11 protein-coding genes are annotated in these 12,863 nt (G+C 63.7%); 3 read left to right on the top strand and 8 right to left on the bottom strand.

The genetic code is table 11. The features are described from left to right. Window positions 1–135: 135 nt before the first annotated feature. The 8 genes from CH278_RS27820 to CH278_RS00425 form a co-directional block, all read right to left on the bottom strand. Window positions 136–735 carry a hypothetical protein gene (locus CH278_RS27820; RefSeq protein ID WP_015586149.1) on the bottom strand — a complete coding sequence of 200 codons (600 nt, stop codon included), beginning with the start codon at window positions 733–735 and terminating at the stop codon, window positions 136–138. Continuing rightward, complete coding sequence (locus tag CH278_RS00455) at window positions 735–2,201, bottom strand: peptidoglycan DD-metalloendopeptidase family protein (protein WP_072692242.1); 1,467 nt, start codon at window positions 2,199–2,201, stop codon at window positions 735–737. The genes CH278_RS27820 and CH278_RS00455 overlap by 1 nt, the downstream gene beginning before the upstream one ends. A gap of 119 nt (window positions 2,202–2,320) precedes the next feature. Next, on the bottom strand, window positions 2,321–4,495 hold the full coding sequence (locus tag CH278_RS00450; protein WP_052047789.1) for a hypothetical protein: 2,175 nt from the start codon (window positions 4,493–4,495) through the stop codon (window positions 2,321–2,323). Then, window positions 4,489–7,014 (bottom strand): ATP-binding protein, encoded by a 2,526-nt coding sequence (locus tag CH278_RS00445; protein ID WP_015586146.1) that lies wholly within the window; start codon window positions 7,012–7,014, stop codon window positions 4,489–4,491. The genes CH278_RS00450 and CH278_RS00445 overlap by 7 nt, the downstream gene beginning before the upstream one ends. Continuing rightward, complete coding sequence (locus CH278_RS00440) at window positions 7,014–7,745, bottom strand: hypothetical protein (protein ID WP_015586145.1); 732 nt, start codon at window positions 7,743–7,745, stop codon at window positions 7,014–7,016. The genes CH278_RS00445 and CH278_RS00440 overlap by 1 nt, the downstream gene beginning before the upstream one ends. A gap of 61 nt (window positions 7,746–7,806) precedes the next feature. Further along, entirely contained in the window at window positions 7,807–8,139 is a 333-nt protein-coding gene (locus tag CH278_RS00435; protein ID WP_015586144.1) for a hypothetical protein, read from the bottom strand. Between the two features lie 33 nt (window positions 8,140–8,172). Next, window positions 8,173–9,282: a conjugal transfer protein gene (locus tag CH278_RS00430; RefSeq protein ID WP_015586143.1), complete on the bottom strand. Its 1,110-nt coding sequence runs from the start codon at window positions 9,280–9,282 to the stop codon at window positions 8,173–8,175. After that, complete coding sequence (locus tag CH278_RS00425; protein WP_015586142.1) at window positions 9,279–9,560, bottom strand: hypothetical protein; 282 nt, start codon at window positions 9,558–9,560, stop codon at window positions 9,279–9,281. The genes CH278_RS00430 and CH278_RS00425 overlap by 4 nt, the downstream gene beginning before the upstream one ends. Before the next feature lie 334 nt (window positions 9,561–9,894). On the opposite strand from CH278_RS00425, the gene CH278_RS00420 reads away from it, so the two are divergent. The 3 genes from CH278_RS00420 to CH278_RS00410 are packed head-to-tail and all read left to right on the top strand — an operon-like array spanning window position 9,895 to window position 12,817. Further along, entirely contained in the window at window positions 9,895–10,740 is an 846-nt protein-coding gene (locus CH278_RS00420) for a hypothetical protein (protein ID WP_015586141.1), read from the top strand. A 46-nt stretch (window positions 10,741–10,786) separates the two neighbouring features. Continuing rightward, complete coding sequence (locus CH278_RS00415) at window positions 10,787–12,217, top strand: cutinase family protein (protein ID WP_015586140.1); 1,431 nt, start codon at window positions 10,787–10,789, stop codon at window positions 12,215–12,217. Window positions 12,218–12,256: 39 nt separating this feature from the next. Further along, window positions 12,257–12,817: a hypothetical protein gene (locus CH278_RS00410; RefSeq protein WP_015586139.1), complete on the top strand. Its 561-nt coding sequence runs from the start codon at window positions 12,257–12,259 to the stop codon at window positions 12,815–12,817. The last annotated feature ends 46 nt before the right edge of the window (window positions 12,818–12,863 follow it).

Below are 12,863 nucleotides of genomic sequence, written 5' to 3'. Positions count from 1 at the left end.
GAAGCCGGTTGTCACGTAGCGCGACAGGGCTATGAACGGCGGCACCGATCACGGGAAATAGTGCGTTCCATGTTGCCTGTACAGGGCGATCGGTTCAGTGGCCGGCGACCCTCTCCGGGTCATGTGCGGCGAGGGTCAGAAATCGAGAGTGTCCACACTCCACCCGGCTGCGGTCGGCACTGCCGATACCCACACGGTCGTGGTGGAGTCGACGGGGACCGTGGCATCCGAGGTGACGGCCGATTGCGTTATCTCCGCGACTCGATAGATGCGCTCGGCGGTATCTGCCGGGCATCCGGAGCAGCCGATCGAGACGGTTGCGGTGATTTCGGCGTCTTCTTTCTTCCACTGTTCCCACTGGGCACCGGGGCCTCGCTCGGTCGTTGCAGGGGTGGAGAGTTTTGCAGCGAGGTTGTCGGTGAACCATCGGCGGGCGCGTAGAAACGCGTCGGTCGAGCTCGTGTCGGTGCTGGGGTACCAGGTGAAGGCGGTCGTCAGTGCTTGACGGATTGCGGTCTCCGCGTCTGTGGCGGCGCTGCTGATCGGAGCGGGTACAGCGGTTGTCTCGGTTGGCTGTGTGTTGATTTCGGGTAGCGACGGCGCGGTTGGCGCGCTCGTTGTCTCCGGTGCCGATTCCGGCTCATCGGTGGCGGGTGAGCTGCAGGACCAGGCGATGGTCACCACGGCTACAACGACGAGGAGGACGGCTATAAGACGTCGGCCGGCAAGGGACATCAGATCCTCCGGGCTTTCATTCCAGCCATGAGTGGAGCTTGTTTGACGACGTCTCCGGTGGTGGGGGCGTGGATCATCTGACCGCCGCCGATGTAGATACCGACGTGCCCAGGGCCGTTCGCCTCGAACGATCCGAAGACGAGATCACCGGGCATCGCTTGATCGATCGGGATCTCCGAACCCACTCCCCATTGGGCCTCGGATGTGCGGGGCAGGGTGATGTGCTTGCCCGCGAAGTAGGCGAAACTGGTCAGTCCTGAGCAGTCGAATCCTCCTCGGGAGGGGCCGTTGATATCTCCGCCGCCCCAGACGTAGGGGGTTCCGAGGTACTGGCGTGCAGCCTCGACGACATTGTCTCCGTCAGCTCCGGTCGGCACGAACCGGCCTGTGGAACCTTCGGATGTGTACTGCGCTTGGCCGGCCAGAATCTTCGCCACATAGGGCTGTGTTTGTGTGGTGTAGTCACCGCCGGATGGCATTCCACCGGCTGCGAGCACCGCGGCGGGGCCCGCGTTGTAGGCGGCAATCGTCAGTGCAGTTGGGTCGCCCTTCACTTTTCTCGCGGCGATGGCTGCGGTGATATCTCCGTTGATGGCGCACATGAAGTGGGCTTGTGAGATCACTGCATCTCCGATGGAGTTCGGGTCGGCTCGCCCGTCTCCGTCGTAATCCTTGCCCCACGTTGCCCAGGTTCCCGGCATGAATTGTGCGGGCCCCAACGCTCCGGTGCTCGATACCGGAGCGGACGGGCCGTAGCGGAAACCGTTCTCGGCGGAGAGTTGGGATGCGATCAGGGGAGCACCCACGCCTGGGCACACGGCTCCTGCTTTGCGGATCCACGGCTCGAACTCCGGCGGCACGGATCCGGTTCGGAGATCTCCGCCGGCCGTGCCGAAGCCACAATCGACAGCGGTACCGGCGCCGGTCGGTGAATCAGCGCCGGACGATTGGGGGCTTCCCGCCTGACCGAGTTTGCTCATCGGGTCGATAGCGGTTCCGCCCTGTAAACGGCCGCCTTCCCAGTACTCGAAGTGCAGATGTGGTCCGGTGGAGCCGCCGGCGTTGCCGATGTCGGCGATGTGGTCGCCGACCTTGACCTGTTGTCCCTCCTTGACGAGGACGCCGTTGGGATACATGTGCCCGTACACGGTGGAGACCGGTTTTCCGTCGACGATCGAGTCGAGGACGATCCACATTCCGAAGCCTTGAGCGGGTCCGGCTTTGACCACAGTGCCGTCGAGGGCTGCGTAGATCGGGGTGCCGATCGGGCCCGCGAAGTCGACGCCTTGGTGCATCGTGCCCCACCGCTGCCCGAAGGGGGACGTCATCGTGGTCGTGCCATCGCGGGTCGGCTTGCCGATGGGACCGGACGGGGTCAACGGCGATGCATCATCACCACCGGTACCGGACGAGACCGTGGGGGCACAACCGCTGGAACCTGACGATGTGACGAGTACGACGACCATCAATGGAATGACGACGAGTACACCGAGAGCGGCGATACCGACCGCCAGGGCGAGTTTCCACCATCGACGTGGCGCTTTCGAGTTCGGCGACACCGCTGTCTCAGGCGGGGCCACCAAGGTCATCGCCGTGCGCCTGACGCAGCTCGATGGAGGATTTCCGTCGGATTCGTGGTGGCACCTGGTTGGACGGTCGGTCGGGCACGACGCGGAGCACTCGACGGCCGCGTGGACCGGTCGGGAAGCAGAAGCGGCGAGCCCTCATCGGTGGAGTACTCACGGAATCGTCCGCCTCCAGGGCCGGTCACCGTGGCGCGGCTGGCCCGAACTTCTCGGTTTCCTGGAGTCGACAGTGCGGGAGCGGTGGCCACCGGCCGCTTGATACCGGGTGCGTTCGTTGTCTTGTCGCCGTGAGAGCGGACCGCCGATCGGTCTCCGACGGGGCTGGAGACCGGAGTGTGGGAGTGACCGGAGCCGACGACCGACTGCGTCGGGGGAAGGTCGATGTTGATCGGTTTGCGAAGGCTGGGGTGGGTTTCGGAAGCATTGGTGGTGTCGGTGGCCGCCTGGGTAGCTTTGGCGTCGCTCCGTCGACCGACGACCTTCTTGACGCCCGCGGTTGCAATCTTCCCGGCCGAGTAGACCACGGCAGCAGTTCCAAGTGTGGCTGCGCTGCTGGCGGCTGCCGTCCCGTCGACGAGAGCTTTACTCGCCTTGGCGGTTCGGGCCGTTGCATGGCTGGCTGTCTTGGCCAGTCCCTTTCCACCTTGATAGGCCTGGCGGGCCACTTGTCCGGCGTAGGCAGCTTGGGCGAGGGGGCTGGTCGGTGTCTTGGTCGATATCGCGGTGGGCGCGGCTCCTGGTCTGCTTCCGAGCTTGCGTGCGAGGGCGTCGGAAGCTTTGCGTAGTCCTTTCACTGCGCGGCGGTAGAGAATGATGCCCGCGATCAGAACGATGTCGGTCAGGATGAATTTCATCATCAGCGGAGAGTCGCCGTCTCCTCTGAACAACTGTCCGATCACGATCATGTATCCGACGAGGAACACCACCGCGAAGATAACGATGACCATCGACATCAGCACCGCGGCGAGGGCTTTCCACAATGCTCCGCGGCCGGATCCGGGCAGAATTCCAACGACGGTCACCACAATTCCCTTGACGGCCGATGCGAGGGCGGTGAGTACCGCGAGGATGAGGGTGAACGCCAGAATTGTGGCGAATCCGAGCAGGATGACACCGGCCAGTAGCATCGCGACCCCGGACCCGACCTGTCCCGGTCCGGGGTGATCGGCGAAGTCCTTCATCTGTTTTGCGCCTTCGCCGCCGCAGCCTTTGATGTTGTCTTTGAGGGTGTCTCGTGTGTTGCCGTCTGCTTTTTCGTGGCCGGCGTCCCAGGCTTGAGTGCAACGTTCTCCGTCGGGCGAGCCGTCGATGACTCGGCCGAAGTTCAGCAGTTGGGTGGGTTGCCTGATGAACGTGTCGGCCATCTGTTCCGAGATCTGGTCGATGAGTTCGTCGGAACTCGACGTCGTGTCTCCCTTGTTGGCCAGGCCTGCCGCAAGCTGCACGCCGGCGTCGCGCGCCTGCATGATCAGGCCGTTTTGTCCTGCGACCCGTTCGACTGGATTGGACAGGATCCCCACTGCCGCAGCGGCGATCGCTGCTGCCATCAGGAGTTCGTACACTCCCGTCGTCCACCGTCCGCGAATGACCCACCACGCTCCGATGCCTGCAGCAGCGGTGAGAAGAAGGCCCGTGAGCTGGAACTGATCGGTGACCGTTTGCATGGCATCGCCGATCGAACGGAACGGCGCAGTCAACAATTCGAGCCACTCGAACCGCAAGGCGTAGGTGACGAACCAAATCGCGAAGCCGGTCACCCCGCGGTACACCTCGTACTCGAGCATGATGAAGGTGGAGAACACGGTGTACATCGGGTGCCCGACCGAGCCTTCGTCGATGGACATGAAGTAGTCCCAGACCAGAATTCCGTGAGAGTCACGGACTTCCATCCAGCTGAATGTGCTGTTGGTGGGCAGGGTTTCACCCGGGTCGGCATGAGCCGGTGACGCCAGGGCGATCGCCAGCAGACCGATCATGTGCCAGACAGCGACACCTGTGACGATCGCGCGGCGGATTCGAGATGCCACTACCCACTTGAAGACAGGGCCGAGGAAGCGAGCGAGAACACTGCACCACGACCGCGGGATCCACGACCACAGCACGAGCTCGAGAACCATCTTGACGCCGCCGCCAATCGAACCTGGCCGGCGCACAACTCGTTTCGACATCACCATGTCGCCAACTCCGCAGCGCGCTCGGTAGTCGATTCTTTCGGAGTCGTACTCGCCGCTTGGTATCTCGCTTCCGATGCCGGAAGTAAGACCTTGATGCGGCCGACGTTGCCGGCGGGATCGCGCATGTAGCCCTCTCCGCGGCGATGCGGTGCGACGTATCCGTCTTTGCCTTCGACGGGCGATGTGTTCTCCATCAGCTCTTTGAGCAGTCCGAGATCGTCTTCCCCGACGCCGAGCCACTTCAACGATTTTTGCGCTAGTCGTCGATCCGTCTGCCGGAACACGAGCCGGGTGGGGATGAGCCCTCGCAGCGTCTCGGAGCCGAAGTCTGCTTCGGGGTCGTGCGATCCGAGCATCACCGCGGCGTCGTGTTTGCGGCCGTCTCGAATGAAGTCGATGATGATCTCGACACCTTCGCTCGAGCGCGTCAGGTGATGGCATTCGTCGAGCAGGAAGACCGCGAGGGTGTTGGGGTCCGCGAAGCAAATGCCGCGGGCGATCTGCGCGATGAGGGTGTACATCATTCGCCCTACCCGCTTCTGGAGCGACATCTGCTTGAACAGATGCTCGTTCTCCACTTCTCGCTCCGAGGGCAATTCCAGTGTGTGAGTGCGGAAGACGATGGCTCCTGCGCGTGGATTGAACGGCTCTAGGTCCGGCCGAAACAGCGCTGCTGCATAGGATTTGGTCGCGTAGACCTTCAACTTTCCGGCAAGCTCGGCAGCTCCGTCGAGGGTGCAGTCCTTCTCGAGGTGCGAAACCAGGCCTGGGGTAGTGAAATTGCCGAAGCGAGCGCGGTATTCCGGCTCGAGCACTTGAGACAGCAGTACCCCCAAACGGTCGTCGGGCTGAAGTTGCAACAGCGGCAACAGAATAGACACCGCAACTTCCCCTCCTCGTGCGGGCGAGAACAGCCGAAGAGGGTCCATCGTGACGTCCGGTGCTGCGGTATCGACGACCACCGCGTCGGTGATCGCTTCGGCCCACAGTGCGTATTCGCCCAGAGGGGTCCGGTCGACCACGATGACTTGGCCGCCGCGGTCGACGACCTGGTTACCGGTTGTTTTCAAGTAGCCGGACTTGCCTGATCCCAAGTTGCCACACACTCCCACCGAACCCGAAACGTCACGTGACGCTTTCTTGGCGATGTCGTGGTGCACGACGCCAGTGCGGGCCGAGGAAATGTTGAGTGCGATCAGCGGGCCGTCTCCGTCGCCGAGATCGTTGCGGGTGACCGGTACGTACGCGGCGAAATGTTCGGATGTGGTGATCTGCGCGAACTCGTTGCAGATCGCCGGCGTCGGCACGCCGGGTGTCATTGCCCAGAACAGCTCCTCCTGGAATCCGATCGGTGACTGCAACCTGTAGGTCGAACCCTCGAACTCCTTCGCCAGCTCGCGCTGATATGCGATGGCCGTCTCTTCGTCCGCGGCGGCGACACAGAAGACGGTGGTGGATTGCACTTCCATCTCCATTGCGTCCGCCTCCAGAAGCGCGTTGTATTCCGCGAGGGCGACGGCAGCGTCGTCGAGGACGCTGCCGGTGCTCAATTCGTCTTCTCGCTGGGTGTATTGATCGTTCATCTGCACCAAGGCGCGGCGGTTCTTCTTCAGAACCTCCGATGCAGCGGAGTTCTTGAACCGAATTGCCCAGTCGACATCGACGCCGCCCAGGTTGTCCGCGAGGGTCAGGTACTCCGAGCCTGGAAACAGCGTGCCGCCCGAAGGAGTGGCGGCGAGCACCAGGAAGCACTGATAGCTGGCCGGCGGTGGCGTTACCTCCCACGGCTGGTCGACTTTGAGCACACGCGACAAGGTCGGCGCCTTGGCCCGCCAGCCCGATTCGGGGCGATCGCTTTGAGCCCCTTCGTCGAGCCGCGCGGCAGTGAAGGATCCTCGAGCAGTGCCTGCCGGATGATCTAGAGCGGTGGGCATGTCGGTATCGAGGCCGAGGCCGCGCTGCAGAGCATGTTGGTGCAGCCACACCATCTGGGAGGGGGTTGCGGGGGTCGCATCGTAGAAGGCAGGGATGGCCGCGGCGATCTGCGCGGCCTGAGCTGCGCGGCGTTCTCTCTCCTCGACGGGAATCGACGAGGGCGGCATCCCCAGCAGATCGGCCACCGAGGACCATGCGGCGGACGTTGCGGCCTTGACGGTGTCACCGAAGCCGTGGTTGGCCAGGGGGATGGACAGCCAGTAGATTCGCTGGCCGGGTCGGATCTCCTCCAGGCGGTCGATCGTGGCGTCGCATTCGTCTGCCCACGCGGGATGGAGATCGAGATCGACACCCCGTTCCATGCGCTCGACGATGGTCATTGGGTCCAGACTGACCGCGACACTGAGCAGGAGAGATTCGCCAGGAAGAGCGCGCAGCAACATCTTGTGCATCGCCCGCGCGGTCTGTCGGTCTTCGATCGGCCGGTACCCGTACGGGATTCCGGTCAGGACGTAGTCCGCCCAGACGACTCCGGAGCGGGTCCAGCGCAAGTTCGAGGTGACGAGCCGGTTCGGTTGTTGCATTACGCCTTCTCTCGGGTCGGGGTGGGGGCCGCTGCAGCCATGGCAAGCAGCTGCTGAACGCTGCTCGCCGGTGCCAGGTTGGCGACGCCGAACGCTTCGGCCAGGGCTGGACTCTGCGAGCGCTGGCGTTCGCCGTCCGATCGCGGCCGGGCTGGCGCTGGTGCGATCTTTCGCTCCGGCCGCGGTTGGGTCAGAGGTCTGAATGCTGGTGCGGCCGGCGCTGCGTTGTCGTCGAGCTCCACCGGTGCCGCGGCGTTCTCTACTCGATCGCTGGATGCTCTGATGACTGCTGGTTCACTGATAGCAGCGTCGTGGCTTGGCGGGGTGTCGAGGATGATCACCGACCCCAGTACCGCGTGAGGGCGTTTGATCCGGATCGGCTCGCCATTGATCCTCGACGGTGACATCGCCCCGGTAGCCGCGCGCCCGACACCCCGGACTACTGAGATCGGATTCCGTGCTCCCTGCGGCAGCCTCCCCAACGCCCACAGGGTGCCGCCGGTGACACCGAGGAAGATGACACCGTTGGTGATGACACTGCCCTGCGCCCACAGCGACTGGGTCAGCCACAGCAGTCCGCCTGCAATACCCGCGCCGACGAACTGGGTCAGGGTGTAGGGGCCACCGGGGATCTTTCGGCCGTCTGGCGCTTTGCCGATCAGCTGCGGAAAATTGCGCGCTTTGGTGAACATCTTGACCACGCTCCGCGAGGAGGCCTGCTGTTCGGTCATGGTCGGTCACACTCCTGCGGGGGTCGTTGAATCGAGGTGTTCGTGAGTTGGCCGAGCAGTGTCAGATGAACGCCGCGATCGGATCGGGCACCACGACGACCTCGCTGCTTTGTGGCGAGGCGGAGCCGGGAAGCTCGTCGCCGACACTGTCTTTGACGGCGGTGATGTTCCACATCACCCAGATCAGTGCCCCGCCGACCACGATCGCCACCAGTGTTTTGGCAATGGCGAAGTGACTTTTGAAAGCAATCGCGGCGATGAACCCGGCGACGCCGACGCCCACGAGAGTGCGGATGAGGCCCTGCACCTCCGCACCTTTGTTGTTGGCCCATTCGATGATTCCTTCGGCGACGACGGTCGACGACGGATCGGCCAGGATCGAGGTAATGGTCATTGTTCGTACCTTTCGGATAGGGGGAGCAGAGCGTCAGTTCGGTTGAACGGGCGCTGCGGGAACGGAGGAGGTAGTGCTGGCACCAGTCGAGGTCGGCACCGCAATGGTTGGGGTTGCTGCGCTGAGTCCGGTCGAGTTCGCGAGCAACGGCATCGGGTCGAGCGCGGATACTTCCCACCGGCCACCCCGGGCGATCGCTGTCAGCGGGTATTGCACGGTCGAGGTCTGCGCTCGGTCCGTGGCTGTGACGGTCGCGGTGGCGAGCACCCGTACCGTCGCACCATCTGCCGGGGATCCGGACGCACCCGCCGAGAAGTCGGTGTCCGAGACGAGGTCGGTGATCTGGACACTGGTGTACGGCGCGGGGGTGACGGCACGGATCGGTGTGCCGGGTGAGGTGTAGCGAGAAATTTCTCCGGCACCGGCAACCATTGCCGAGAGGAACTGGCTGATCGACTGGGTGAGCGAGTGATCGAGGCCGACTCGGAATCGGTAGCCGAGTGTGAGGTCACCGCCGGTTGCCGGGGCCGCCACAGCAGCAGGGACTGCTGCAGCCCGCGCGTCGTCTCCCACGAACACGACAGGGACCGAGAAGTATCGACGTTCCGGCTTCGTCGCCGGGTCTGCCCCGATCGGAACCACCGAGACCGACACAACGATCGCGTAGTTCTGGCCGGCCGCCTGTAGCGGTCCTCCTTGCGATGTCGATCCTGTGGGACCCTGATTTCGCGCCGGCGGGTCGATTGCTTTCACGCTCGCGATTCGAGGTTCGGACGCGGTATAGCTCGCCTGAGCCGGAAGCGACATGCCGTCGGTGCGGACGAAGCGCGCGAGGGCTTTCTCGTCTCCTCGCTTGGATTGCAACCACGTCAACACGAAGTCCTGCGCGAGGTCGGTCGCTGCTGCTTCGCGGGCTGTGTCGATGACCGTCTGAGGGTTTGCCTTGCTCTGGATCGGCGTCGTGGACCCGACGCCGGCCAAGACGAGAACCAGTGCCACCACTCCGGAGCCGATCGCCGCGAACAGACCCCACTTCATCGCCTTGGTCGCGACCGCTTGCTTGCCGGCCCACTGATGAAGCTCGGTGGCCGGCGCAGCTTCTGTCGGCTTGTTCGAGCCCTTCTTACGGAGATGGATCTTCATGAGATCTCCTCGTGCCGAGACGGCTCGACCGTGGCGGGTACGAAGCCCTCGTCGACCAATCGCAGAGCGCCTCGACCCCGGGTCGCCATCATCCGTTCGAGCGCTGCCCGCGCCTGCTCGGCCGGCTCACCGAGCACGACCTCGCGGACGCGGCTGGCGATCTCTGCGCTGAGCGGATTGTCGCCGAGTTGCGCCGCGAGGCCGCGGATCTCTTCGGACACCGAGTGCACGCGAGCGGTGTCCGAGAGCAATGCGGCCGACGGATCGTGGTCGTCCATCCGGGGTCCTCCTGTCGGTAGCCCGCCGTGTACGGGCTTCTGAGAACAGGTAGATCCCTTCGCGGGCGGGTCTGTGACAGAGGCGACCGGAAATTTCTCGAACTTTTTTTCACCGCCCCGCTGCGATTCGTCGGGCTGTTATCACCGTCGCCGTGTAACCGCAGGTCACAGCGGTCTATGTCGAACGCGGGGCGCTGCCGTTTTCTGGTTCCGCCGGACCCGGCGGGTATAACAGCTCCGCCTTTTCGAGTAAGAATCCGCAGCTCAGCGGATATAAGGCGCTGTTTGTGTCAGAGGCGATCGAACTTCAGTTGCCTCTATCAGGAGCGCCCCAGTGACCTCGCCGCAGCCTTCCTCGCATTCCTCCACCCCACTCGGATACAGCACATCGCTGTTTACGACGATCAACGCCGAGTGGACCAATCTCTGTGTCGACGCTCTCGCAGGCCGCGAAGTCCGCACGTGGGCCGATCGACACCCCGCATGGTCGTCCGCTCGCTCCGTGGCCGACATCGCTGAGCTTGCCGCTCAGGACAGTGACGCCACCCTGTCCCTTCTGCTCACCGAGCACAGTGCAGGCAGCGCCCTCGCCGGCACAGTTTTGGTCCGGTTGATGCTCCCCAAGCTGGTCCGAATCCATCGCTACGCGCGGCTGGACGGAACCGATCACAGCCGCGAAGAACGTGCCTCGCGTACCATCGCCGCGTTCTACGAGGTGATCGCTTCGCACCGTCCCGGCGGCACTGGGATTGCCGGGGCACTCTCGCTTCGGACGCTGGGTCTGATCACCAAGACCTGCGAATCTGCGGTGGAAACGCCGGCCGAACCCGACCAGCTCCACCGGGTTGCCGACGGATCCGATGACCGCACGACCAGCAATCCGGGGGAGGTATCGGCACGGGAATTGCATTCGGTTCTTGCATGGGCAGTGCAGTCCAAGACCATCACTGCCGACGAGCACTCACTTCTGATCCGTGCATATCTCGTCACCGAAGGTGCCGATCTCGCATCGCTCGCCGTCGAGGAGAACTGCTCACCGGCAGCCCTTCGACAGCGCTTGAGCCGCGCTGTCGCGCGAGTCCGCGACGGAGTAGCAGCACGCACCGGCAACACTCCCTCGCCGGGAAAGCGGACGTTCTTCTACACCCGATCACACCATGAGTCCGCCTTGGCGAGCTGAAGTCCACCTGCACCAACCCCGCTCTCACCTACAAAGGACGCACATCATGACCGCATCTCGTACACGCAAGAGGATCGTTGTCAGCGCAGTCGGGCTCGCCGTCGCTGCCAGCATCGTCGTCATTCCCTCCGCCATTGCCGATCCGCAAGCCGGTGCTCCGGCATGCCCGGACAACATCTTGGTGGCCATACCCGGCACCACGGAAACCAACGAGCAGGCCGATCCGAATGTGCCGGTCGGAATGCTCCGCAACGTCGTGGACCCACTCGACTCCGAGTTCTCATCCCAGGAACTGCAGACATACACAGTTCCCTACGTCGCGACGATCGTGAACGACAAGGCCCAGACCTACGGAACCAGTAAGAAGGAAGCGATCGATCGCGCATCGCAACACATCTCCGAGAAGGCAGCCGAATGCCCGAGCACCAAGTTCGGGCTGACCGGCTTCTCCCAAGGGGCCGACGCCGCGGGAGATCTAGCCAGCAAGATCGGAAACGGCGAGGGCCCGGTGAGCGCCGATCGCATCTTTGCCGTGGGCCTGATGGCCGACCCCGGCCAGAGCCCGACCGCCGGCGTTCAACTCGGAACCAAGACCACCGGCAACGGCTTCGTCGGTGCGCGACCCAAGGGATTCGGAGCTCTCAACAACGTCACCGCCAGCGTGTGCGATCCCGACGACACGTACTGCAACACCCCCGACGACGCCATCGCCACACAGTTCATCGGGCAACTCGGATCGAAGATCGACGCCACCGATCCCGCGTCTTCGGTCGCCGGAGTCGTCACCACGCTTCTCGGTCTCGACGGCCAACCCCTGACCGACACGCTCGGCAAACTGAACACCGCAGTGACCACAGGCAACATGCTCACCGTGCCGCAGCTCGCACTCGACCTCGCCGGCAACGTCTCAACACTGAGCGCAAAGGTCGCAGAAATGACCATCCCCGGGGCAGACATCGCCCCGATGGCCACCACCGTCTCGCAGCTCACCGATGCAATCCACCGCGGTGACATGTTCGCCGTTCCGGCACTGCTGGCGACCCTCACACCCCAAGTCATCAGCTTCGCGAGCCAATTCAGTTCGATGATCGGGACCGTGGTGTCCAAGCTGCCTATCAACGAGTACATCGCGATCGGCACCACCGCAGCGCGGATCTCCACCAACGCCGCGGCCCAGAACTATGTGGCTCTACCGGCCGATCTCGGCAAACTCGTGGGCCAGGTCAACAACGCGGTCCGCAAGACCCTCCGCGCACTCCCCCTCGACGAGTTCCCCCTTTTGAACCGGCTGGCCGATAATCTCACCCCAGGCCGCGTGCTCGACGAGGTGCTCAACTACGCCACCTCGCTCGCCACCGATTCGCACAACTCCTACGCGAACGAACCGATGGCCGACAACGGTCGAACCGGAGCGGACGAGCTCACCAACCTCTTCCGCACCCGCATCACCAACCCCACGGCACAGATTGCTTCGTAGCCGACCCACCTCCCTACTCGAACACAAGGAACCGTCACGATGCTGACAGAGCTGGACGACCCCGACACCGACATCGCTGTCCGCATCGACGTGCACGACGCTGGGGGTACCAAAACGTGGCACCCCCAGCGCGACGGTCATCTCCTCCTGAACGCCGATCCCGCGGCGTCGACGCACCTCGCACACACCCTCGCCGACACCCTCAGCGGCCACTCTCCGCACGTATGGATGATCACTGGCCCGTCCAGAACCCCCACGTTCTCGACCACCGCGGACACCGACCCGGACCCTGTCGACATCATGGATTCCGTTTGGCGATTCACAACCCAACGCAAAACTCTGATCGACAACGGTCAAGCCACAACCCACGACTTCACCCCCGCATACCTCGTCATCGACTCCCTCGAAGGCGTCGTAGACACCCTCCGCCTCACCTGCAACCGCAGTCTCCAACTCCTGTCCGTCCTCGCTCACCGCGGACACCGCGCCAACGTCTACCTCGCCACGATCACCGATCTCAACGCCCCACGCATCTCCGAAGCGTTGCGGAATTTCGCTGAGCCTCGTCTGCGAGACCGGGACTGTCTGAATAACGGTTGATCCGCTGACCTTGCGTGGCGCGGCCTCACGGAACCGGTGCCTGGTC

This window comes from Rhodococcus sp. 05-2254-5, from assembly GCF_002258575.1.
In the GTDB taxonomy this organism is placed as follows: domain Bacteria; phylum Actinomycetota; class Actinomycetes; order Mycobacteriales; family Mycobacteriaceae; genus Rhodococcoides; species Rhodococcoides fascians.
Note: the sequence above shows the minus strand (reverse complement) of the source record. Positions and strands in the feature narration are given on the sequence as shown.